The sequence below is a fragment of the Pantoea brenneri genome, assembly GCF_038594305.1.
Taxonomy (GTDB): Bacteria; Pseudomonadota; Gammaproteobacteria; order Enterobacterales; family Enterobacteriaceae; genus Pantoea; species Pantoea brenneri.
Genome location: NZ_JBCGBG010000001.1, coordinates 1,370,002 through 1,390,654 on the forward strand (window position 1 = coordinate 1,370,002; position 20,653 = coordinate 1,390,654).

Annotated in this window: 19 protein-coding genes, 1 other RNA gene and 1 other annotated feature; of the genes, 4 read left to right on the forward strand and 16 right to left on the reverse strand. The window is 54.5% G+C overall.

The window, feature by feature from the left end; genetic code table 11:
* The first annotated feature begins 173 nt into the window (after positions 1-173).
* Positions 174-1,283, forward strand: a complete 1,110-nt coding sequence (gene ydiK / locus AABB92_RS06395) for an AI-2E family transporter YdiK (protein ID WP_031375702.1) — start codon at positions 174-176, stop codon at positions 1,281-1,283.
* A gap of 264 nt (positions 1,284-1,547) precedes the next feature.
* Positions 1,548-1,655, forward strand: an RNA gene (gene rprA / locus AABB92_RS06400) — antisense sRNA RprA.
* A 70-nt stretch (positions 1,656-1,725) separates the two neighbouring features.
* On the opposite strand, the gene ppsA is transcribed toward rprA, so the two are convergent.
* Positions 1,726-4,110, reverse strand: coding sequence for a phosphoenolpyruvate synthase (gene ppsA / locus AABB92_RS06405; protein WP_031375701.1), 2,385 nt, complete (start codon positions 4,108-4,110; stop codon positions 1,726-1,728).
* A gap of 439 nt (positions 4,111-4,549) precedes the next feature.
* On the opposite strand from ppsA, the gene ppsR reads away from it, so the two are divergent.
* Together ppsR and AABB92_RS06415 are read left to right on the forward strand one after the other, a co-directional pair.
* On the forward strand, positions 4,550-5,377 hold the full coding sequence (ppsR, locus tag AABB92_RS06410; protein ID WP_031375700.1) for a posphoenolpyruvate synthetase regulatory kinase/phosphorylase PpsR: 828 nt from the start codon (positions 4,550-4,552) through the stop codon (positions 5,375-5,377).
* 152 nt (positions 5,378-5,529) lie between these two features.
* Positions 5,530-6,576 carry a 3-deoxy-7-phosphoheptulonate synthase gene (locus AABB92_RS06415; RefSeq protein ID WP_031375699.1) on the forward strand — a complete coding sequence of 349 codons (1,047 nt, stop codon included), beginning with the start codon at positions 5,530-5,532 and terminating at the stop codon, positions 6,574-6,576.
* Position 6,577: 1 nt separating this feature from the next.
* Here AABB92_RS06415 and AABB92_RS06420 read toward each other — a convergent pair whose 3' ends face one another.
* The 15 genes from AABB92_RS06420 to AABB92_RS06490 all read right to left on the reverse strand — a co-directional run bounded on the left by AABB92_RS06420 (position 6,578) and on the right by AABB92_RS06490 (position 20,358).
* Positions 6,578-8,029 (reverse strand): protein adenylyltransferase SelO, encoded by a 1,452-nt coding sequence (locus tag AABB92_RS06420; RefSeq protein WP_031375698.1) that lies wholly within the window; start codon positions 8,027-8,029, stop codon positions 6,578-6,580.
* Positions 8,030-8,114: 85 nt separating this feature from the next.
* Entirely contained in the window at positions 8,115-8,861 is a 747-nt protein-coding gene (locus AABB92_RS06425; protein WP_031375697.1) for an EAL domain-containing protein, read from the reverse strand.
* A gap of 295 nt (positions 8,862-9,156) precedes the next feature.
* Positions 9,157-9,615 (reverse strand): C40 family peptidase, encoded by a 459-nt coding sequence (locus AABB92_RS06430; protein ID WP_031375696.1) that lies wholly within the window; start codon positions 9,613-9,615, stop codon positions 9,157-9,159.
* A gap of 68 nt (positions 9,616-9,683) precedes the next feature.
* The gene (gene btuD / locus AABB92_RS06435; protein ID WP_031375695.1) at positions 9,684-10,433 is read right to left on the reverse strand and encodes a vitamin B12 ABC transporter ATP-binding protein BtuD; all 750 of its coding nucleotides are present in this window, start codon (positions 10,431-10,433) and stop codon (positions 9,684-9,686) included.
* Positions 10,434-10,979, reverse strand: a complete 546-nt coding sequence (locus AABB92_RS06440; RefSeq protein ID WP_031375694.1) for a glutathione peroxidase — start codon at positions 10,977-10,979, stop codon at positions 10,434-10,436.
* 39 nt (positions 10,980-11,018) lie between these two features.
* A complete protein-coding gene (gene btuC, locus AABB92_RS06445; RefSeq protein ID WP_046288363.1) occupies positions 11,019-12,002 on the reverse strand; it encodes a vitamin B12 ABC transporter permease BtuC in 984 nt (327 codons plus the stop codon).
* Positions 12,003-12,163: 161 nt separating this feature from the next.
* A complete protein-coding gene (gene ihfA, locus AABB92_RS06450; RefSeq protein WP_003853259.1) occupies positions 12,164-12,466 on the reverse strand; it encodes an integration host factor subunit alpha in 303 nt (100 codons plus the stop codon).
* Positions 12,467-12,470: 4 nt separating this feature from the next.
* Complete coding sequence (gene pheT / locus AABB92_RS06455) at positions 12,471-14,858, reverse strand: phenylalanine--tRNA ligase subunit beta (RefSeq protein WP_031375693.1); 2,388 nt, start codon at positions 14,856-14,858, stop codon at positions 12,471-12,473.
* Positions 14,859-14,872: 14 nt separating this feature from the next.
* On the reverse strand, positions 14,873-15,856 hold the full coding sequence (gene pheS, locus AABB92_RS06460; RefSeq protein WP_031375692.1) for a phenylalanine--tRNA ligase subunit alpha: 984 nt from the start codon (positions 15,854-15,856) through the stop codon (positions 14,873-14,875).
* A gap of 71 nt (positions 15,857-15,927) precedes the next feature.
* Positions 15,928-16,053, reverse strand: a sequence feature (Phe leader region).
* Positions 16,004-16,048: a pheST operon leader peptide PheM gene (pheM, locus tag AABB92_RS06465; RefSeq protein ID WP_159859786.1), complete on the reverse strand. Its 45-nt coding sequence runs from the start codon at positions 16,046-16,048 to the stop codon at positions 16,004-16,006. (Overlaps the previous feature by 45 nt.)
* A gap of 117 nt (positions 16,054-16,170) precedes the next feature.
* Positions 16,171-16,527, reverse strand: coding sequence for a 50S ribosomal protein L20 (gene rplT / locus AABB92_RS06470; RefSeq protein WP_003853267.1), 357 nt, complete (start codon positions 16,525-16,527; stop codon positions 16,171-16,173).
* A 40-nt stretch (positions 16,528-16,567) separates the two neighbouring features.
* On the reverse strand, positions 16,568-16,765 hold the full coding sequence (gene rpmI / locus AABB92_RS06475) for a 50S ribosomal protein L35 (RefSeq protein WP_004157374.1): 198 nt from the start codon (positions 16,763-16,765) through the stop codon (positions 16,568-16,570).
* 100 nt (positions 16,766-16,865) lie between these two features.
* A complete protein-coding gene (infC, locus tag AABB92_RS06480; protein ID WP_031375691.1) occupies positions 16,866-17,417 on the reverse strand; it encodes a translation initiation factor IF-3 in 552 nt (183 codons plus the stop codon).
* Between the two features lie 3 nt (positions 17,418-17,420).
* The gene (gene thrS / locus AABB92_RS06485) at positions 17,421-19,349 is read right to left on the reverse strand and encodes a threonine--tRNA ligase (protein ID WP_031375690.1); all 1,929 of its coding nucleotides are present in this window, start codon (positions 19,347-19,349) and stop codon (positions 17,421-17,423) included.
* A gap of 247 nt (positions 19,350-19,596) precedes the next feature.
* Positions 19,597-20,358, reverse strand: coding sequence for a DUF481 domain-containing protein (locus AABB92_RS06490; RefSeq protein WP_031375689.1), 762 nt, complete (start codon positions 20,356-20,358; stop codon positions 19,597-19,599).
* Between the last annotated feature and the right edge of the window lie 295 nt (positions 20,359-20,653).

Consider the following 20,653-nt stretch of genomic DNA (forward strand, 5'->3'; position numbering starts at 1 on the left):
TTTGCGCGTTTGCGGTCCCTCGTTTTATCACACTTTTTGGCTGACCGCCGTTTTTTCAGGAAAGGGAAAAACCTTTCCCTGCTGCTCTGTTTAATCCGCACTAAATAGATCATGATAAAAACGGGCACCGAGAGCCCGGCAATGAAGGATTTAGACGAGGTTATGAGTCGATGATGAAAAGCCTGTATCGGGACATGGATTTACCACAGATACTTTTTACCCTGATGTTCATTTTGTTACTGATCATCGCCTGTTTGTGGGTGGTGCAGCCCTTTATTCTGGGTTTTGCCTGGGCCAGCATGGTGGTGATCGCCACCTGGCCGTTGATGCTCCGGCTGCAGCGGCTGTTATGGGGACGCCGTTCACTGGCGGTGATTGCCATGACCTTGCTGTTGCTGCTGCTGTTTATTATTCCTATCGCTCTGCTGGTCAGCAGCCTGATCGATAACAGCGCACCAGTGGTCGCCTGGGTGACGCAAGGCCATCTGATGCCACAACTGCTGTGGCTCAACGATATGCCGATGGTGGGCGAAAAGCTTTACGCCAGTTATCACACGCTGGTGGAAGGCGGTGGCTCCGGCATCATGGCCAAAGTGCAACCCTATATTGGCCGCACCACCGGCTTCTTTGTGGCGCAGGCCGGCCATTTTGGCCGCTTTATGATCCATCTGGCGGTCATGCTGTTGTTCAGCGTGCTGCTCTACTGGCGTGGTGAACAGGCGGCGCAGGGTATTCGCCATTTTGCTTTCCGTATGGCGGGTCGCCGGGGCGATGCAGCAGTGTTGCTGGCGGCGCAGTCAATCCGTGCCGTGGCGCTGGGCGTGGTCGTGACGGCGCTGGTGCAGGGCGTGCTGGGCGGGATTGGCCTTGCGGTCTCCGGCATTCCTTACGCCACGCTGCTCACGGTGCTGATGATCCTCTGCTGCCTGGTGCAGATTGGTCCGCTGCTGGTGCTGGTGCCGGCCATTATCTATCTCTACTGGAGTGGGGATACCACCTGGGGCACCGTACTGCTGGTCTGGAGTTGCGTGGTCGGTACGCTGGATAACGTGCTGCGCCCGGTGCTGATTCGGATGGGTGCTGACCTGCCGATGATATTGATCCTTTCCGGGGTGATCGGCGGCCTGTTCGCCTTCGGCATGATTGGCTTATTTATCGGTCCGGTGGTGCTGGCAGTCTCTTATCGCCTGGTGTCGGTCTGGGTGCATGAAGCGCCCGCGCCAGACGATGACCCGCTGGCCGTGGCCGAAGCCCTCACCGATCACGACGAAACCCCGCATTAAATCTGCATCAGCAATGGTTAGGGCGGTTAATGATGATTGACCGCCCCAATTATTTTGCGTCACGTAAAGTTTATTTTTCATTAGCGGTTTTTAAGAAAAAAGCCATCTTTAGCCCTGAATCGACCATTCAGGGCTAAAAAAGATTACTTTCTGCACTGTTTCTTAAGGGAAATGCAGCATAAAAGGTGACAAAAGATTATCGGCTTTAAACTAATAAGAGGATTCTTAAAGACGTCAGCCGGTCTGGTGAATAACATGTTTCCTATGTTCGAAATCAACTCACTGATTTCTAAACAACCTTTTTCCCCTGAGTAAAGTAAAGAATTGCTGTGTGTAGTCTTTGCCCATCCCCTGTGATGGGCTTTTTTTTTGCCTGTCACTGGCCAGCCATAAATAGAAAAGGCCAGCAGAGCTGGCCTTTACGGGTGAATCAGGGTTGCCGTCAGGCAGATTTGTTTAACTGCGCCAGGCTTACCCAGGTCTCGACGACGGTGTCCGGGTTGAGCGATAAACTGTCAATCCCCTCCTCCATCAGCCAGGCAGCAAAGTCCTGATGATCCGACGGTCCCTGACCGCAAATCCCGACATATTTGCCCTGCTTCTTCGCTGCCTTGATCGCCATTGACAGCAGGGCTTTGACGGCCTCATTGCGCTCATCAAACAGTGCTGAAACCACCCCTGAGTCGCGGTCCAGTCCCAGCGTCAGCTGAGTCATGTCATTGGACCCGATCGAGAAGCCATCGAAGTGCTGCAGGAACTGCTCCGCCAGTAAGGCATTGGACGGGATTTCGCACATCATGATCACCTTCAGCCCGTTCTCTCCGCGCTTCAGTCCCTGACGGGCTAGCTCTTCAACCACCGCCTGCGCCTGATCGACGGTGCGTACGAACGGGATCATGATCTCTACGTTAGTCAGCCCCATCTCATTGCGTACCCGCTTCACAGCTTCACACTCCAGCGCAAAGCAGTCACGGAAACTGTCGGCGACATAGCGACCGGCACCCCGGAAGCCGAGCATTGGATTTTCCTCTTCCGGCTCGTAACGCTCACCGCCGACCAGGTTGGCATACTCATTGGTTTTGAAGTCCGAAAGTCGCACAATTACCCGTTTCGGTGCAAAAGCGGCCCCAAGTGTGGCAATCCCTTCAGTCAGGCGTCCGATGTAAAACTCAACCGGATCGTCAAATCCCTTCATCATTTTACGAATCTGCTGCTGCAGTTCCGGGGTCTGCTGATCAAATTCCAGCAGCGCTTTCGGGTGGACGCCAATCATGCGATTGATGATAAATTCCAGACGCGCCAGGCCAACGCCTTCATTCGGCAAACAGGCAAAGTCAAATGCGCGGTCAGGGTTGCCAACGTTCATCATGATTTTCAGCGGCAGCGTCGGCAGTGAATCAACCTGCGAACTGGTGACGTCAAAATCGAGCAACTGATCGTAGACATAACCGGTATCGCCTTCGGCACAGGAGACCGTGACCTGGTGGCCCTCTTTCAGGCGATCAGTGGCATCACCACAGCCAACTACTGCCGGGATCCCCAGCTCACGCGCAATGATCGCCGCGTGACAGGTACGGCCGCCACGGTTGGTGACAATCGCCGAGGCCTTCTTCATGATCGGCTCCCAGTCCGGGTCGGTCATGTCAGTCACCAGCACATCGCCTTTTTCTATACGGTTCATTTCGCTGATGTCGTGAATCACCTTCACTTCACCGGCGCCGATACGATGACCAATTGCGCGGCCTTCTACTACTACACTGCCCTGGCCCTGCAGGGTGTAACGCTCCATCACCTGACCGTTTGAACGGACGGTTTCAGGACGCGCCTGCACGATAAACAGCTTGCCGGTGTGACCATCTTTGGCCCATTCGATATCCATCGGACGCTTATAGTGCTGTTCAATCAGCACCGCCTGCTGCGCCAGCGCCTGCACTTCGTCATCAGAGAGACAGAAGCGATCGCGCTCCGCTTCCGGCACATCTTCAATCCGCACCTGTTCGCCATGCTCCAGTGAATCGGCATAGACCATGCGAACTTTTTTCGAGCCCATATTGCGGCGCACAATCGACGACCGGCCAGCCGCCAGCGTCGGTTTATGCACATAGAACTCATCGGGGTTAACCGCGCCCTGCACCACCATCTCACCCAGGCCCAGCGCTGCGGTGATGAATACCACCTGATCAAAGCCGGATTCAGTATCGATAGTAAACATCACGCCGGAAGCGGCAAGGTCGGAACGGACCATTCGCTGGACGCCCGCTGATAAAGCCACGCCACGGTGGTCATAGCCCTGATGCACGCGGTAAGAGATGGCACGGTCGTTAAACAGCGAAGCATAGACATGCTTCACCGCCACCATCACTGCCTCGATGCCCTGCACGTTGAGGAAGGTTTCCTGCTGACCGGCAAAAGAGGCATCGGGCATATCTTCAGCCGTCGCCGATGAGCGAACCGCAAAGGAGGCTTCGGCATCGTCGGTCGAGAGCTGCTGATAGGCTTCAAGGATTGCCGCTTCGAGTTCCGGCAGGAACGGCGTTTCAACAATCCACTGACGAATTTGCTTACCGGCTTTCGCCAGCGCATCAACATCATCAATATCGGTGCTATCCAGTAATGCATAAATGCGCTGGTTCAGTCCGCTTTGATCGAGAAACAGGTTGAAGGCATACGAGGTGGTCGCAAAACCGTTGGGAACCGAGACCCCAAGCGACGACAAATTAGTAATCATTTCACCCAGAGAGGCATTTTTGCCCCCCACCCGATCAACATCATGCATGCCAAGCTGGTTATACCAGAGCACTAGCGGCTGTTCGCCTTTATTGGACATTGAGCTTATCCTTTATCAATGAATGGGCACATGGAATATTCTGCAATCAACCCGTTCAGCCTGGCATAAGCCCCTGGCAATGACGATCTGTTGAATCGTTAAAGCAGAATATTGGCAACAGATTCGGAATTGTGCACGCCAGAATAACCCGTTGCGCAAGCGGTTTATTTTTCGCTAACTGTCTGATGCAACAGTAAATGACAGCTTTTCAGTCACTTAATAATTGTTTTTTGTTGCGCAACAAGCAGGGTGACTATTTACGGTCCCCGAAAGAGTGACCGCCAAATTATGCGGAATGAAACACGCTTTCATTTTTACTGATGTGCTAAAACAGGGCGTTAATAATGCAACTAAAAGATTCATAACAGGGAAATATGGATTATTTATTTTATCTCGCGGCGCTTTCTGACCGCTCATTCTTTGCAGAGGCTGACCCGTCATGACGACTGACAGAAGCGTTTTCTATATTTCCGATGGTACTGCCATCACCGCCGAAGTGCTGGGCCATGCGGTGCTGTCACAGTTTCCGGTCAATATCACCAGCCTGACGCTGCCGTTTGTTGAAAATGTTCAGCGGGCGCAGGCGGTCAAAGCGCAGATCAATGCCCTTTATCAGCAGAGCGGTGTGCGGCCGCTGGTGTTCTTTTCTATTGTTACGCCGGAAGTGCGCGACATCATTGTTCAGAGCGAAGGCTTTTGTCAGGACATCGTTCAGGCGCTGGTGGCCCCGTTGCAGCAGGAGCTGGGATTATCGCCAGCACCGGTAGCTCACCGCACCCACGGGCTGGATGCCAGCAACCTCGGCAAATATGATGCGCGTATCGCCGCGATTGATTACACCCTGGCGCATGATGACGGCATTTCGCTGCGCGGTCTGGAAGACGCTCAGGTCATTCTGCTGGGCGTGTCGCGCTGTGGCAAAACCCCCACCAGCCTCTATCTGGCGATGCAGTTTGGTATCCGTGCCGCCAACTACCCTTTTATCGCGGATGATATGGATAACCTCAAACTGCCGCCGGCGCTGCGCGCGCATCAGCATAAACTGTTCGGGCTGACTATCGATCCGGAACGGCTGGCCGCCATTCGCCAGGAGCGGGCGGAAAATACCCGTTACGCCTCAATGCGCCAGTGCCGGCTGGAAGTGGGAGAAGTGGAAGCGCTGTTCCGGACCCATCAGATCCGCTATCTCAACAGCACCAACTACTCGGTGGAGGAGATCGCCACCAAAATTCTCGACATCATGGGCCTGACCCGCCGCATGTACTAAGCGTCTCCCCGCGGCCGCGATGTAAAGCGTCGCTGCCGTCGGTTTTGATTTCATTATTAATTCCCGGGTTGAATTCGCAGGCTAATGGTTTATTGTGACCACCATCACTTCCCGGTATTTCACCGTTGCGAAGAATAGTTTCCGAGAAAATCATGAACAAAACCGACGAATTGCGTACCGCGCGCATTGGCAGCCTGATTACGCCTGCCAGCCTTGCGGCCGGACATCCTGTCTCAGACGCCATTGCTGATAACGTCACGGCGGCCCGCCAGCGTATTGCCCGTATCCTGACCGGTGAAGATCCACGTCTGCTGGTGATTATCGGCCCCTGCTCACTGCACGACCCAAAAGCGGCGCTGGAGTATGCCGAACGCCTGAATGCCCTGCGCGTCCGTTATCAGGATCGACTGGAGATCGTGATGCGCGCCTACTTCGAGAAGCCGCGTACCGTTGTGGGCTGGAAAGGGCTGATCTCCGATCCCGATCTGGATGGCAGCTATGACGTGAACCGCGGGATTGGCATTGCTCGCCAGTTGCTGATTGATATCAACGCCCTTGGCTTACCGACCGCGACAGAGTTTCTCGATATGGTGATCGGACAGTTTATTGCCGATCTGATCAGCTGGGGCGCAATTGGTGCTCGTACCACCGAAAGCCAGATCCACCGTGAAATGGCTTCTGCACTCTCCTGTCCGGTCGGCTTTAAAAATGGTACCGACGGCAATGTCCGCATTGCGGTAGATGCGATTCGTGCCGCCCGCGCCAGCCATATGTTCCTGTCACCGGATAAGCTCGGTCAGATGACCATCTATCAGACCAGCGGCAACCCGCATGGCCATGTGATCCTGCGCGGTGGCAAGCAGCCTAACTATCACGCCAGCGATGTGGCAGACGCGGCGGCCAGCCTGACAGAATTTAACTTACCGCAACAGCTGGTGATCGACTTCAGTCACGGCAACTGCCTGAAGCAGCATCGCCGTCAGCTTGATGTGGCGGCCGATGTGGCGCAGCAGATCGTAGCCGGATCGCGTGCGGTCGCCGGCGTGATGATTGAGAGCTTCCTTGCAGAGGGTAATCAGAAGGTGGTCGGCGGTGAACCGCTGGTTTATGGCCAGTCGATTACCGATCCCTGCCTCGGCTGGCAGGACAGTGAAGCCGTGCTTGCCCTGCTCGCCGAGGCAGTCTCCTGCCGTTTCTGAGTTAGCTGGAACAGCTCACCTCTATGGTTTTACCCCAGTCTGGCGGCCGTTGACGATATTCAGCGGCCGTCTGATCGCTGAAAGGTTGCTGCAGCGCCTGGTGCAATCGCGCCAGCGCGCCCTGCTCTCCCCGCTCTGCCTCATCAATCGCCTGCTGTGCCAGATAGTTACGTAACACCACTGCCGGATTCGCTGATTTCATCACTGCCTGTCGGCTGGCATCGGGCACCTCTTCCTGCAATAACCGCGCACGATAGCGCTGATACCAACCATCAAAGGCTTCACGATCGATAAACTCATCGCGCAGCGGTGAACGGGATTCAGCCTGCTGCGTCTCACTTAACAAGCGGAAGGTCAGCGTATAGTCGCTGTGCTCTTTGGTCATCAGCGCCAGCAGTTCGGTCAGAATTTCGTTGTCGCCGCTCTCCGCCGTCAGCAAGCCGAGCTTAGCCCGCATCCGTTCGCCCCAGACCCGCATCAGTTCCGGCTCGTAAACGCTCAGCGCCTGCTTCAGCTGCTCTGTAGTCATTAGCCCGGACAGCGCATGTGCCAGCCGGTTGAGGTTCCATAAGCCGATCATCGGCTGATTTTCGAAGCTATAGCGCCCCTGATAATCGCTGTGGTTACAGATGTAATCGGGCTGGTAGTCATCAAGGAAGCCGAACGGGCCATAATCGATGGTCAGGCCCAGAATCGACATGTTGTCGGTATTCATCACGCCATGGGCGAAACCGACGCTTTGCCACAGCGCGATCAGGCGTGCCGTGCGCAGGACCACATCGGTAAACCACAGTTGATAGCGTTCAGCATCCTCTGTCAGGTGAGGCCAGTGGTGGCGGATCGCATAATCGGCCAGTTGCTGCACCTTATCCTGCTGCTGGCTGTAGAAGAAATGTTCGAAGTGGCCAAAGCGCAGATGGCTCGGCGAGATCCGCATCAGCATGGCGCCGCGTTCCGGCGTTTCACGATAGACCGGTTCATCGCCAATCGATAACGTCAGCGCCCGGGTGGTCGGGATACCCAGATGATGCAGCGCCTCTGAGGCCAGAAATTCGCGCACGCTGGAACGGATCACTGCACGGCCGTCCCCCATCCGTGAATAGGGCGTCAGACCCGCGCCTTTCAGATGCCAGTCAAGCTTGCTGCCATCTTCCAGCCGCTGTTCGCCCAGCAGAATACCGCGCCCGTCGCCCAGTTGCCCGGCCCAGACGCCAAACTGGTGGCCGCTGTAAACCTGCGCCAGCGGCTGCATGCCGGGCAGTAAGGCCGCGCCGTGCCAGACATCATGACCGTCACCGGTAAACAGCGCCTCATCCAGCCCCATTGAGGCGGCCAGCGGTGCGTTATGATAGAGCAGGCGTCCGCCTGTCAGCGGCGTGGGGGTAAGCGCGGTGTAACACCCTGTCAGTTCGCGAAACCAGGTGTTGTCAAAGGTAAGCTTGCCAGTGGACATTGTTTCTCCCATGCGACGCTCAGCGATACGTCGTTCAGCTAAAACCTTCAGTGTAACGCTGATATCGGGGATTAAACAGGTCGCATCAGCACGGATGCAGGGAGGATGGCACGCGGTTGTCGGCACTGATTAGTGAGCATAGCGCATCTGATTTCACCACCGGGAACAGCGCGCCCTGCAAATGCGCACCGCTCAGCTGAAGGGCTTTGTCCAGCAGCGCCTCATCGTCAATGCCACAAATAATGATCTGATCGCAATGGGATCGGAAGTTATCGATAATGCTTTGTATAAACGGCACGAAAGAGGCGCGTTTGGCCAGCGAGTGAATAAATCCTTTATCGAGACTGATACAGTTAAATAAATTATCGTAGACTGCATTGGCCGGTGATTTTCCGGCACCAAAATGCGAAAGCGATAAATTAAATTCAGCCCGCAGGCTCTGTAGCAACGGATTATTTCTGCCCTGCCTGAGGTGCGGAAACGTTTCAGTGATATCCAGCCGCACATAAGGAAGCTGCTTTATTTTCCGCATCAGCAATTCACTTTCCAGCAGGGTGCGCGCCATTCCCTCATCAATTCGAATTAATGCCGAAACCGTGTGGGTTTCAAACAGCGCGCGATACTGCTCCAGTAATCCAATCTGACTCTGTAACAGGCGCAGCTGCTGCGATTCGTCCAGCTGCGGCAGCAGCAGGTCCTGCGGCAGGGTGATAGGTGCACTTTCATGCACAAACTGGGTTACCAGCTCGACAGCGGTCAGCCGCCCGTCAACATCACAGGCAGGGTAGAACCAAATTTCCGACTGATAGTCGGCCGATAAGTGAATTTTCATTTCTACTGCCAGAATATGCGGCGATGGTTATATCCTATATGAATGGATACAGGCAGGCAATAGGACCAAATCATTGAAGAGATGGACTTAATTAGCCTTCCATCGCCGTTTGCCGTCTGACAATCTCGCTTAAGCCAAATAGGACTAATAAAACCCCGGTTATTAGTGGAATTAAACCGGCAGACATTGTGATTAATAAAATCCCGCCGGGATAAATGTCATTTAAAATAAAACTTTCACTGGCGGGTTAAGGTCTGATTTAAATTGGACTTAAGTCGGCGGGATGGGCGCACGGTTAAATGCGCCGCGCCTGCCAGAACACTTTACGCCAGTAGACATTATCCAGCGATGACCGGATCACGCCCTGGCTGGTTGAGGCATGGATAAAGGCGTTATCGGTGTCATAAATCCCGACGTGTAAGCCATTTTCTCCGCGGCCGGTTTTAAAAAATACCAAATCACCCGGCAGCAGATCGTCCTTACTGATCCGCGTTCCGATATCGCTCTGCGCCGCAGTGGTGCGCGGTAATTGCAGGGCGAATTTGTCGCGGAAGGTGAGATAAACAAAGCCGGAGCAATCGACGCCGTTGCGGCTCATGCCACCATAGCGATAAGGCGTACCACGCCAGTTGCCAAGCTGATCGTTCAACTGGGCAATCACGGTGATCGAATCGGAAAGACGGCCGTTAATGGGCGGCGCGTGATGACTGCAGCCCGTCAGTAGCAGAACCCAAAGCAGCAAAGCCAGGCGCATCGCCAAATGTCCTTATCAGAAGTTACGACCGGCTTAATGTAGCGGGAAAGCGCGCCGGGTGGCAAGTGTCAGGGCAGCACTGTCAGCAGCGTGCGCCCTTCTATTTCCAGCTGGCGAAACGCAATCTGATACAGCGGCGTCAGTTGCGACGGCGTCAGTACTATCGCAGGCGTTCCCTGCGCCACAACCTGGCCCTGATGCATCAGCCAGACGCAATCAGCCTGTTGCAGGCTGTGATTGAGGTCATGGCTGCTGGCGATGACGCTGATACCCGCCGCGCACAGCTCAGCAATTAAATCATCCACCGCTTTCTGCTGGGCCAGATCCAGCGCGGTTAGCGGCTCGTCGAGGATCAGTAACCGGCCACGCGGATTAATCTGCGGATCGATCTGGGCACAGACCGCAGCCAGCCGGACGCGTTGCCACTCACCGCCAGAGAGCTGGGTCAACAAACGGGTTAACTTGTCATCCAGCTGCAGCCGTTGCAGCAGCGTAGTCAGGCGCCGATCCGCGCCGGTATCAGCCGGTTGCAGATGCAGGCGCAAATAGTGCCAGACCGGCATCTGGCTCAGTGGTAACTGCTGCTGAGGCAACCAGCTCCGCACCTGCGCCAGCGCGCTGCCGTGCCAGTTACCCAGCGGACGCTGATCCAGCTCGACGCTGCCGTCAGCGGATTGCAGACCGGCGATGACGCTCAGTAAGGTGCTTTTGCCGGCACCGTTCGGCCCGACCAGATGCAGCAGCTGACCGGCATCCAGCGCACTGCTAAACGGCAGCAGCCGTCCGGAGACGGCTACCTGTTTCAACCGCAACAGCATTTATTTTGCCAGCGCCTGCTTGATGGTCTCCAGAATGATCGGATCTTCCGGCGTCATATCAGGTGCAAAACGCTGAATAACCGTGCCGTCACGGCCAATCAGGAATTTTTCGAAGTTCCACAGGATATCTCCTGGCGCTTTCGGGCCCCGGCCTTTGCTCACCTGGCGCTCATAAAAACCACTGCCTTCCGGACGCACGGCGTCAGGTCGTGCCGCCACCAGCTGGGCATAGAGCGGATGGCGTTGTTCGCCATTAACCTCGGTTTTTTCAAACATCGGAAACGTCACGCCATAAGTGGTGCTGCAGAAGGTTTTGATCTCCTCACTGCTGCCCGGCTCTTGCTCAAGAAACTGGTTGCAGGGAAAGCCCAGCACGCTGAAACCCTGATCCTGCCAGGCTTTTTGCAGATTCTCCAGCTCTTCATATTGCGGCGTCAGACCGCATTTAGAGGCGACATTGACCACCAGCAGTACCTTGCCCTGCCACTGTGACAGCGTGGTTTTTTCCCCATCAAGCGTAACCAGTTCAGTTTGATAAATGCTCATTCTGGATTCCTATCGTGGATGTTAAATAACCAGCCGAGGCTAGCGTGAAGATTTCACCAGTAATGCAATAAACAACGGTGCACCGAGCGTTGCGGTCACCACGCCAATCGGTAATTCAGCTGCGGTCAGTGCCAGGCGGGCGACGATGTCGGCGCCCAGCAGCACACTGGCACCGGCCAGCGCGGACGCCGGCAGCAGATAACGGTGATCGCTGATGCCGCTCAGGCGCAGCAGATGTGGGATCACCAGCCCGACAAAGCCGATGGCCCCGGCCATGGCGACGCTAACGCCCACCAGCCAGCCCATCGCCAGCACCAGCAGATTGCGCCAGCAGAACAGCGACAGGCCAAGCTGGCGTGCCGAAGTCTCGCCCAGTGCCAGTAAATTCAGTATCCGGCCGCTGCCGTTCAGCGCCAGCATCACCGGCAATAAGGCCAGCATCATCCAGCCGTAGCGCCAGTCAATACCGCTGAAGCCGCCCATCATCCAGTACATCAGCTGACGTAAATCAAGACTGGTGCTGAAGTAAACCGCCCAGGTCATGATAGCGCTGCAGATGATGCCCAGCGCAACGCCGGTCAGCAGCAGCCGGGTCATGGAGAGCTGGCGATGGGCGAAATGCAACAGTATTAAGGTGATGATCAGCGCACCGGCCATCGCCGCCAGGCTCAGGCTCCACAGTGAGCCGCTGCCGAGCAGTACCCCGAGCACCAGCCCTATCCCGGCACCATTCGAGACGCCAAGCAGTCCCGGCTCGGCCAGCGGATTGGTAAACAGTGCCTGCATCACCACGCCGCATAGCGCCAGTGAGGCGCCCACCAGCATCACAGCCACGCTGCGCGGCAGACGCAGCTGCCAGACAAACAGCCTGCTGCTGTCATTGAGCCAGTGTGACGGCGCAATCCAGCTGTCGCCAGCGCACAGGCTGACAATAAGTAGCGCAAGCAGCGCAATAGCCAGCCCCGCCAGCCATTTCTGACTACGGCGATCGGCCTGGTGAGCAAGCTGGTCTAGCAGAGACATAAGCAGGATTAGCTGAGAAAACAGAGATTTGATTGTAGAGGGATTGCAGAAAAAAGAAAGGCTGCTGGTGATGCGCACCGGCGCGGTTGCCGGGAAGCGTGAGGCCGGGAATGCCTGAAATGAAAAAAGGCCGCTTGCGCGGCCTTTTTGAAACGCTGAAATCAGTCAGTCTCTTTGGGTGTAGCGTTCTCTACGCGGCTTTTCAGCTTCTGCCCTGGGCGGAAGGTCACTACGCGACGCGCAGTAATCGGAATATCTTCCCCCGTTTTCGGGTTTCTGCCAGGACGCTGGTTTTTGTCGCGCAGGTCGAAATTGCCAAACCCAGACAGTTTTACCTGTTCTCCATTTTCCAAAGCGCGGCGTACCTCTTCGAAAAACAGCTCCACTAACTCTTTTGCATCGCGTTTGCTCAGCCCGAGTTTCTCAAACAGGTACTCTGACATTTCAGCTTTTGTAAGCGCCATAGGTTCAATCCCTCAAGGTTGCCTGGAATCGCTCTTTTAATGCCGCAACGCATTTGCCAACGGTCGCGGCAATCTCCTCTTCTTCGAGTGTCCGGCTGGTATCCTGCAAAATCAGGCTGATTGCGAGGCTCTTGTAACCCTCAGAAACGCCCTTACCGCGGTACACGTCAAACAAGTTTACGCCAACTACCTGATTTACGCCAACTTTCTTACACTCCGCGATGATATCTGCTGCAGGGACGTTTTCAGCCACCACAACGGCAATATCACGACGGTTCGCCGGGAAGCGTGAAATCTCGCGCGCGTCAGGCAGGACGCGGTCTGCGACCTTATTCCAAAGCAGTTCAAAGACTAAGGTGCGACCATTGAGATCAAGCTTACGTTCCAGCTCAGGATGAACCACTCCGATAAATCCGATTCGTTCATCATGCAAATAAATCGCAGCGCTCTGTCCTGGATGCAACGCCGGATTCGCTTCAGCCCGGAAGCTGATGTCGTCCAGTTTGCCAGTTAAATCGAGCAGCGATTCTAAATCGCCTTTTAAATCATAGAAGTCAACCGTCTGGCGCGCCAGATCCCAGTGCTCTTCAGCGCGGTTGCCGCTCAGTACGCCAGCCAGCATAAGATCCTGACGGATGCCAAGATCGGCCTGACTATCCGGCACAAAGCGCAGGCCGCTCTCAAACAGGCGCACCCGGCTCTGCTGACGGTTCTGGTTGTAGACCACCGCACTCAGTAAGCCGGTCCACAGAGAGAGACGCATGGTCGACATATCGCTGGAGATCGGGCTGGGCAGCAACAGTGCCTCTTCACCCGGATGCAGCAGCTGCTGAATTTTCGGGTCCACAAAGCTGTAAGTAATCGCTTCCTGATAGCCTTTATCGACCAACAGAGTTTTGGCACGCTTCAGCGACAGATTTGCTTCGCGGTGGCGGGTCATCACCAGGCCGGCCTGTACCGGCACGTCCGGAATGTTGTTGTAGCCATAGATACGGGCGACTTCTTCAACCAGATCTTCTTCAATCGCCATATCAAAACGCCAGCTCGGCGCAACCGCCTGCCACTGGCCCTCAGCGGCGCTCACCTGGCAACCGAGGCGGGTCAGAATATCCGTCACCTGCTGATCCGGGATAACGTGACCAATCAGACGGTCCAGCTTCTCACGACGCAGGGTAATGGTGGCCTGCGGCGGTAACGCGGCCTGATGGGTCTGATCGATGATCGGACCCGCTTCACCACCACAGATGTCTAACAGCAGCGCGGTCGCACGCTCCAGCGCCATCTGCTGCAGAGCCGGATCGACGCCACGCTCATAACGATGTGACGCATCAGTGTGTAAACCGTGACGACGTGCGCGGCCGGTAATCGAGAGCGGGTCGAAATAGGCGCACTCAAACAGGATATTCTGCGTTTCGCTGTTCACACCGGAATGCTCGCCGCCAAAAATACCGGCCATCGCCAGCGCTTTCTGGTGATCGGCGATCACCAGGGTGTCGCTCTGTAAAGTGGCTTCGGTGCCGTCCAGCAGCGTCAGGGTTTCCCCCTCTTTCGCCATCCGCACCACAATCCCGCCATCAATACGGTCGAGGTCAAAGGCGTGCATCGGCTGACCCAGCTCCAGCAGCACATAGTTGGTGATATCAACGATAGGGTCGATAGAACGAATGCCACAGCGACGCAGCTTCTCTTTCATCCACAGCGGAGTCGCCGCCGTGACGTTCACGCCTTTCACGACGCGGCCCAGATAGCGCGGACAGCCTTCGGTTGCATCCACCCGAATCGGGAAGGTCTCGTTCAGCGTCGCCGCTACCGGCTGGATCTCCGGCATGTTGAGCGGCAGGCCATTCAGGACGGCCACATCACGCGCAATACCGATAATGCCCAGACAGTCGGCGCGGTTCGGCGTGACGCTGATTTCGATGGTGTTGTCATCCAACTGCAGGTAGTCGCGGATGTCAGTCCCAATCGGCGCATCCGCAGGCAGTTCGATAATGCCGTTGTGATCGTCGGAAATACCCAGTTCGGAGAACGAGCAGAGCATGCCCTCGGACGGTTCGCCACGCAGTTTTGCGGCTTTGATTTTGAAATCACCTGGCAGTACGGCACCCACGGTCGCCACGGCGACTTTCAGGCCCTGACGGCAGTTTGGCGCGCCACAGACGATATCCAGCAGGCGATCGCCGCCGGTGTTGATTTTGGTGACGCGCAGTTTGTCGGCGTTCGGGTGCTGACCGCACTCCACAACTTCACCGACTACCACGCCGTGGAACGCGCCCGCGACCGGGTCCACGCCATCCACTTCCAGGCCGGCCATGGTAATTTGCTCAGACAGCGCCGCGCTGTCCAGGGCTGGATTTACCCATTCGCGTAACCAGAGTTCACTGAATTTCATTGGATAACCTGCCCTTACTTAAATTGTTTGAGGAAACGTAAATCGTTTTCGAAGAATGCACGCAGATCGGTCACGCCATAGCGCAGCATGGTCAGACGCTCCATTCCCATACCAAAGGCGAAGCCGGAGTAAACTTCCGGATCGATGCCGACATTGCGCAGCACGTTTGGATGCACCATGCCGCAGCCCAGCACTTCCAGCCATTTACCGTTTTTGCCCATCACATCGACTTCCGCCGAAGGCTCGGTGAACGGGAAATAGGAGGGACGGAAACGAATCTGCAAATCTTCTTCAAAGAAGTTGTTCAGGAAATCGTGCAGCGTGCCTTTGAGATTGGTAAAGCTGATGTTTTTATCGACAATCAGCCCTTCCATCTGATGGAACATCGGCGTGTGAGTCTGATCGTAATCGTTACGGTAGACGCGGCCTGGCGCGATGATGCGAATCGGTGGCTGCTGGTTTTTCATGGTACGAATCTGCACGCCAGACGTCTGGGTACGCAGCAGACGCGTCGCGTCGAACCAGAAGGTGTCATGATCGGCGCGTGCCGGGTGATGGCCAGGAATATTCAGCGCATCAAAGTTATGGTAATCGTCTTCGATCTCCGGGCCCGTCACCACCGCGAAACCCAATTCGCCGAAAAAGGTTTCGATACGGTCGATGGTGCGGGTTACCGGATGCAGACCACCATTCTCAATGCGGCGGCCAGGCAGTGAAACGTCAATCGTTTCGGCGGCCAGACGCGCATTCAGTACCGCCGACTCCAGCGCGTCTTTGCGTGCGTTCAGACGCTCGGTGACCTGCTGTTTAGCTTCGTTGATCACCGCGCCCGCTGCCGGACGCTCTTCGGCTGGCAGCTCGCGTAAGGTGGTCATCTGCAGGGTCAGATGGCCTTTCTTACCCAGATATTCGACGCGCACCGCGTCAAGGGCGGCGATATCTGTCGCCCCGTCGATGGCCGCCGTGGCGTTGGCCACCAGTTCTGCGAGTTGGGACATAGTTTCCTCTTTTTCCAGTCAGGCTGGTCAGTTCTCGTTGGGACCTGCCGGTCCAATATGCTAGCGCCAGAAACAAAAAAGCCTCCACGAGGGAGGCTTTCAGCGCGATTTTTCGTTTCTCTTCTTATGCGCAAAAGCCCCCGAATGTCAGGCGCTAAAGTAAAAAAAGAAACGGAAAATAGCAGCAGTCATGCTTGCGGTTACCTTGTCATGAATCATGAGGGTACTATTGAAATGCGTGGCGAAGAAAATGTCAATCTTTTGCGCGAGTTACAGGCAATAAAAAAGGGAGCAAGCTCCCTTTTTCATCCGGCTTACGCCAGTGCTGATTTCGCTTTTTCGACCAGTGCAGAGAATGCCACTTTATCGAATACTGCGATGTCAGCCAGAATCTTACGGTCAATCTCAATGGCTGCTTTTTTCAGACCATTGATGAAACGGCTGTAAGACATGCCGTTCTGACGAGCCGCTGCGTTGATACGCGCGATCCACAACTGACGGAACTGACGCTTACGTTGACGACGGTCACGGTAAGCATACTGACCAGCTTTGATAACAGCCTGGAAGGCAACGCGGTAAACACGTGAACGTGCACCGTAATAGCCTTTAGCTTGTTTTAAGATTTTTTTGTGACGTGCGCGAGCAACTACACCACGTTTAACGCGAGCCATGTGAGCTCTCCTGTTCTATATTCTGTTTAAAAAAATGGACTTATGCGTACGGCAGGCAGGCAATAACCAGACCCAGATCGCCTTTGGACACCATGCCTTTAGGGCGCAGGTGACGTTTACGCTTAGTAGATTTTTTGGTCAGAATATGACGCAGGTTTGCGTGTTTACGCTTGAAGCCGCCAGAAGCGGTCTTCTTGAAGCGCTTAGCCGCGCCACGTACAGTTTTAATCTTTGGCATTTTAAAAAATATCCACTTCGCATTGTTGATAACATGACCCAGACAGGCGAACAGTTAACCGCACAGCGCGAACGCTGCGCGGCCAATGTTACTTGAAAGCCTACTGTTTCTTCTTAGGAGCGAGCACCATGATCATCTGGCGGCCTTCGATCTTCGAAGGGAAGGATTCGACAATGGCCAAATCCAGATCTTCACACAGGTCTTTACGGACGCGGTTAAGCACTTCCATACCGATCTGCTGGTGCGCCATCTCACGACCGCGAAAACGCAGCGTGATTTTGGCTTTATCGCCTTCTTCCAGAAAGCGAATCAGGTTGCGTAGTTTGACCTGATAGTCGCCATCATCGGTTCCAGGACGGAATTTGATTTCCTTAACCTGAATAACTTTTTGCTTCTTCTTCTGTTCCTTAGAAGATTTGCTTTTTTCATAGAGGAACTTGCCGTAATCCATGATGCGGCAGACCGGCGGTTCGGCGTTCGGGCTGATTTCTACTAAATCAACACCCGCTTCCTCGGCTTTTTCCAAAGCTTCGCGTAATGTGACAATGCCAATCGGCTCGCCATCCATGCCTGTTAAGCGCACTTCAGTTGCACGGATTTCACTGTTGATTTTGTTCGGACGCGTCGGTAGTACTCGTTTTCCGCCTTTAATACTTTATTCCTCCAATTGGTGAAGATTTCGGCTGCGAATCTCTTGTTGAAGTTTCTCAACAAACACATCGACATCCATCGACCCAAGGTCTTTACCACGGCGGGTGCGAACGGCCACTTTGCCAGCTTCCACCTCTTTATCACCGCAGACCAACATATAAGGGACGCGACGTAATGTATGCTCGCGGATTTTAAAGCCTATCTTCTCATTTCTCAAGTCTGCCTTCACACGAATGCCAGCATTCTGCAGCTTACGCGTCAAAGACTCAACATATTCTGCTTGTCCATCGGTAATATTCATTACCACGACTTGCAGCGGTGCCAGCCAGCTTGGGAAGAAACCAGCGAATTCTTCGGTCAGTATACCGATGAAACGCTCCATCGACCCCAGAATCGCACGGTGAATCATCACTGGCGTCTGACGATCGTTGTTTTCGCCCACGTAGGTTGCTTCAAGGCGTTTTGGCAGGGAAAAGTCTAGCTGAACTGTTCCGCACTGCCAGGCGCGATCAAGACAATCGTACAAAGTAAACTCAATTTTAGGACCGTAGAACGCACCTTCGCCTGGCTGGAACTCAAACTCAATGTTGTTCTCGTTCAGCGCGGCGGCCAGATCTTCCTCAGCACGGTCCCACATTTCATCAGTGCCGATACGCTTTTCAGGACGGGTGGACAATTTCACCACAATCTTTTCAAAGCCGAAGGTGCTGTACATGTCATAAACCATGCGGATACAGCTATTCACTTCGTCACGCACCTGCTCTTCAGTACAGAAGACGTGTGCATCGTCCTGGGTAAAGCCACGAACGCGCATCAGACCGTGCAGGGCTCCTGATGGCTCATTACGGTGACAGCTACCAAACTCCGCCATGCGCAGCGGCAGGTCACGGTAGGATTTCAGACCCTGATTAAAGATCTGAACATGCCCAGGACAGTTCATCGGCTTGATGCAATATTCACGGTTCTCAGACGAGGTGGTGAACATCGCTTCTTTGTAGTTTTCCCAGTGCCCGGTTTTTTCCCACAACACGCGATCCATCATGAATGGACCTTTGACTTCCTGGTACTGGTACTCTTTTAGCTTGCTGCGGACAAACACTTCCAGCTCGCGGAAGATGGTCCAGCCGTCATTATGCCAGAATACCATGCCCGGCGCTTCTTCCTGCATGTGGTAGAGGTCAAGCTGCTTACCAATCTTACGATGGTCACGCTTCGCCGCCTCTTCCAGACGCTGCAGATAGGCGGCCAGTTGCTTCTTGTCTGCCCACGCGGTGCCATAAATACGCTGTAGCATTTTGTTATTGCTGTCGCCGCGCCAGTAGGCACCGGAGATTTTCTGCAGCTTGAAATGATGACAGAAACGCATGTTCGGCACGTGCGGACCGCGGCACATGTCGACATATTCTTCGTGATGATAAAGGCCAGGATGGTCATCGTGGCTGATGTTTTCATCAAGAATGGTGGTCTTGTAGACTTCACCCCGCGCCGCGAACACGTCGCGCGCTTCCTGCCAGCTGACTTTTTTCTTCACCACGTCATAGTTGGTTTCAGCCAACTGATGCATGCGTTTTTCCAGCAGGTCGATATCTTCCTGGGTCAGAGTACGATCAATATCGACATCATAATAGAAGCCGTTATCAATCACCGGACCGATAGCCATTTTGGTATCCGGCCACAGCTGCTTAATCGCATGCCCTAACAGGTGCGCGCAGGAGTGACGGATGATTTCCAGACCCGCTTCGTCTTTTGCGGTAATGATCGCAACGGAAGCATCTTCAGTGATGGGATCGACAGCATCAACCAGTTCACCATTAACGCGACCCGCGATGCAGGCTTTTGCTAATCCCGGGCCGATGTCCAGCGCGATATCCATCACGCTGACAGGGCGATCAAATACACGCTGGCTGCCATCAGGAAGCGTAATTACAGGCATTTCATATCCTTAATTGCAGTGGTAAGCCACACGAAAGCTTACATGCAACATCATGTAAATTTAATGACCTGGCGTTATGTCAGACCCACAGTGTCGGAATGTCGCCAGGATTTCAGTGCGAAAGCGATGATAGCAGTTTTCCTGGGCGAGAAAAACCCATGCCGTTTTCGCTAAGCCTCGGAGAGATCAAAAAAAAGCGGCCTGACTCATCGTCAGACCGCCTGGCATGCTGCTGCGGGAAACCGCCTTACATGGCGTAAGAGAGCATGATAGAGGTTTTGGTATCAGTGCGATCCGGCGCAGACTCTGGTGGATTGTTGTTCCAGGTCACGTTGTAAGCCAGCTTCAGCGCGAAGTGGCTATTGATGGCAACCTGCAGGCCGGTTTCAGAGTTGAGGGTGGTGTCTTCACCGAAGCTGCTCAGCACGGAGACACCCTGCACGAATTTGGTGGTATCAGTCAGCTGCCACTGGTAGCTGATGGCGCCGTAGCCCAGCGCTTTAGTTTCATGACCGCCATCGTGGAAGTCATCATAACGTACACCCGGACCAAATTCCGCACGCAGCGAATGCACCGGGCCGTTCAGAATCTGGCGACCGTAACCGGCAGTCAGCACATCACGTGAATCGTAGCCGTTGAAGCGATCGCTTAACCAGCTTGCCTGACCAAACAGGTAGTCATAGGAGTTGAGGTTATAACGTGAACGGCCACCGATGTTATAGGTCTCAGACGAGCGCTCATCATTTGATGAAGTATTCGCTGCGTTGCCCCATAAGCTGTATGCCATCGATGACTGATACCAGGTCATGTTGGTCTGAGCGGTCATGGATGAACTGGTGGTATTACCGGTTTGCGCCAGGTAACCTGCAGATGCAGAACCTTCGAACGGTTTTTTCGCCGTGGAAGGGTCATCCATTGAAGTAAATACGGCATTATCGGCCAGTGCCTGGTGGCAAAACGCTCCGGCGGAGAGCAAAAGAACAGCAGACAGCTTATTTAAGGCTTTCATTAAATGTGATCCGTGCGACAGTTTAAAAAACGGAGAGTCTGAAGCGTTTTGCCGGGCAATCAATGCAATTTACGGTAAGTTTTGTAAAAAAATATTAACTCGCTCGAAATGCGTGGTATTGCTCTGAAACCGCATGTTAATTGGGACTCTTCTGATTAACGCGGCGCATTATAGTGGTCCCCACAGCAAAATACAGCCGCTGCGCAACAAGATTTTTCAGAACGTTAACCGTTGCCGTTGATAGGTTTTTACGTTCCGTCGTCAGCGTATGCTTTCACCATCCCCTTAATAACTC

Bases quoted from the DNA above. Each gene is read 5' to 3' on its own strand.
- ihfA (WP_003853259.1), bottom strand. From the start codon at position 12,466: ATGGCGCTTACAAAAGCTGAAATGTCAGAGTACCTGTTTGAGAAACTC.
- btuC (WP_046288363.1), bottom strand. From the start codon at position 12,002: ATGTCTCTGCTAGACCAGCTTGCTCACCAGGCCGATCGCCGTAGTCAG.
- pheT (WP_031375693.1), bottom strand. From the start codon at position 14,858: ATGAAATTCAGTGAACTCTGGTTACGCGAATGGGTAAATCCAGCCCTG.
- ppsA (WP_031375701.1), bottom strand. From the start codon at position 4,110: ATGTCCAATAAAGGCGAACAGCCGCTAGTGCTCTGGTATAACCAGCTT.
- AABB92_RS06420 (WP_031375698.1), bottom strand. From the start codon at position 8,029: ATGTCCACTGGCAAGCTTACCTTTGACAACACCTGGTTTCGCGAACTG.
- AABB92_RS06490 (WP_031375689.1), bottom strand. From the start codon at position 20,358: ATGAAAGCCTTAAATAAGCTGTCTGCTGTTCTTTTGCTCTCCGCCGGA.
- AABB92_RS06440 (WP_031375694.1), bottom strand. From the start codon at position 10,979: ATGAGCATTTATCAAACTGAACTGGTTACGCTTGATGGGGAAAAAACC.
- ydiK (WP_031375702.1), top strand. From the start codon at position 174: ATGAAAAGCCTGTATCGGGACATGGATTTACCACAGATACTTTTTACC.
- AABB92_RS06415 (WP_031375699.1), top strand. From the start codon at position 5,530: ATGAACAAAACCGACGAATTGCGTACCGCGCGCATTGGCAGCCTGATT.
- AABB92_RS06425 (WP_031375697.1), bottom strand. From the start codon at position 8,861: ATGAAAATTCACTTATCGGCCGACTATCAGTCGGAAATTTGGTTCTAC.
- AABB92_RS06430 (WP_031375696.1), bottom strand. From the start codon at position 9,615: ATGCGCCTGGCTTTGCTGCTTTGGGTTCTGCTACTGACGGGCTGCAGT.
- thrS (WP_031375690.1), bottom strand. From the start codon at position 19,349: ATGCCTGTAATTACGCTTCCTGATGGCAGCCAGCGTGTATTTGATCGC.
- rplT (WP_003853267.1), bottom strand. From the start codon at position 16,527: ATGGCTCGCGTTAAACGTGGTGTAGTTGCTCGCGCACGTCACAAAAAA.
- rpmI (WP_004157374.1), bottom strand. From the start codon at position 16,765: ATGCCAAAGATTAAAACTGTACGTGGCGCGGCTAAGCGCTTCAAGAAG.
- btuD (WP_031375695.1), bottom strand. From the start codon at position 10,433: ATGCTGTTGCGGTTGAAACAGGTAGCCGTCTCCGGACGGCTGCTGCCG.
- ppsR (WP_031375700.1), top strand. From the start codon at position 4,550: ATGACGACTGACAGAAGCGTTTTCTATATTTCCGATGGTACTGCCATC.
- pheS (WP_031375692.1), bottom strand. From the start codon at position 15,856: ATGTCCCAACTCGCAGAACTGGTGGCCAACGCCACGGCGGCCATCGAC.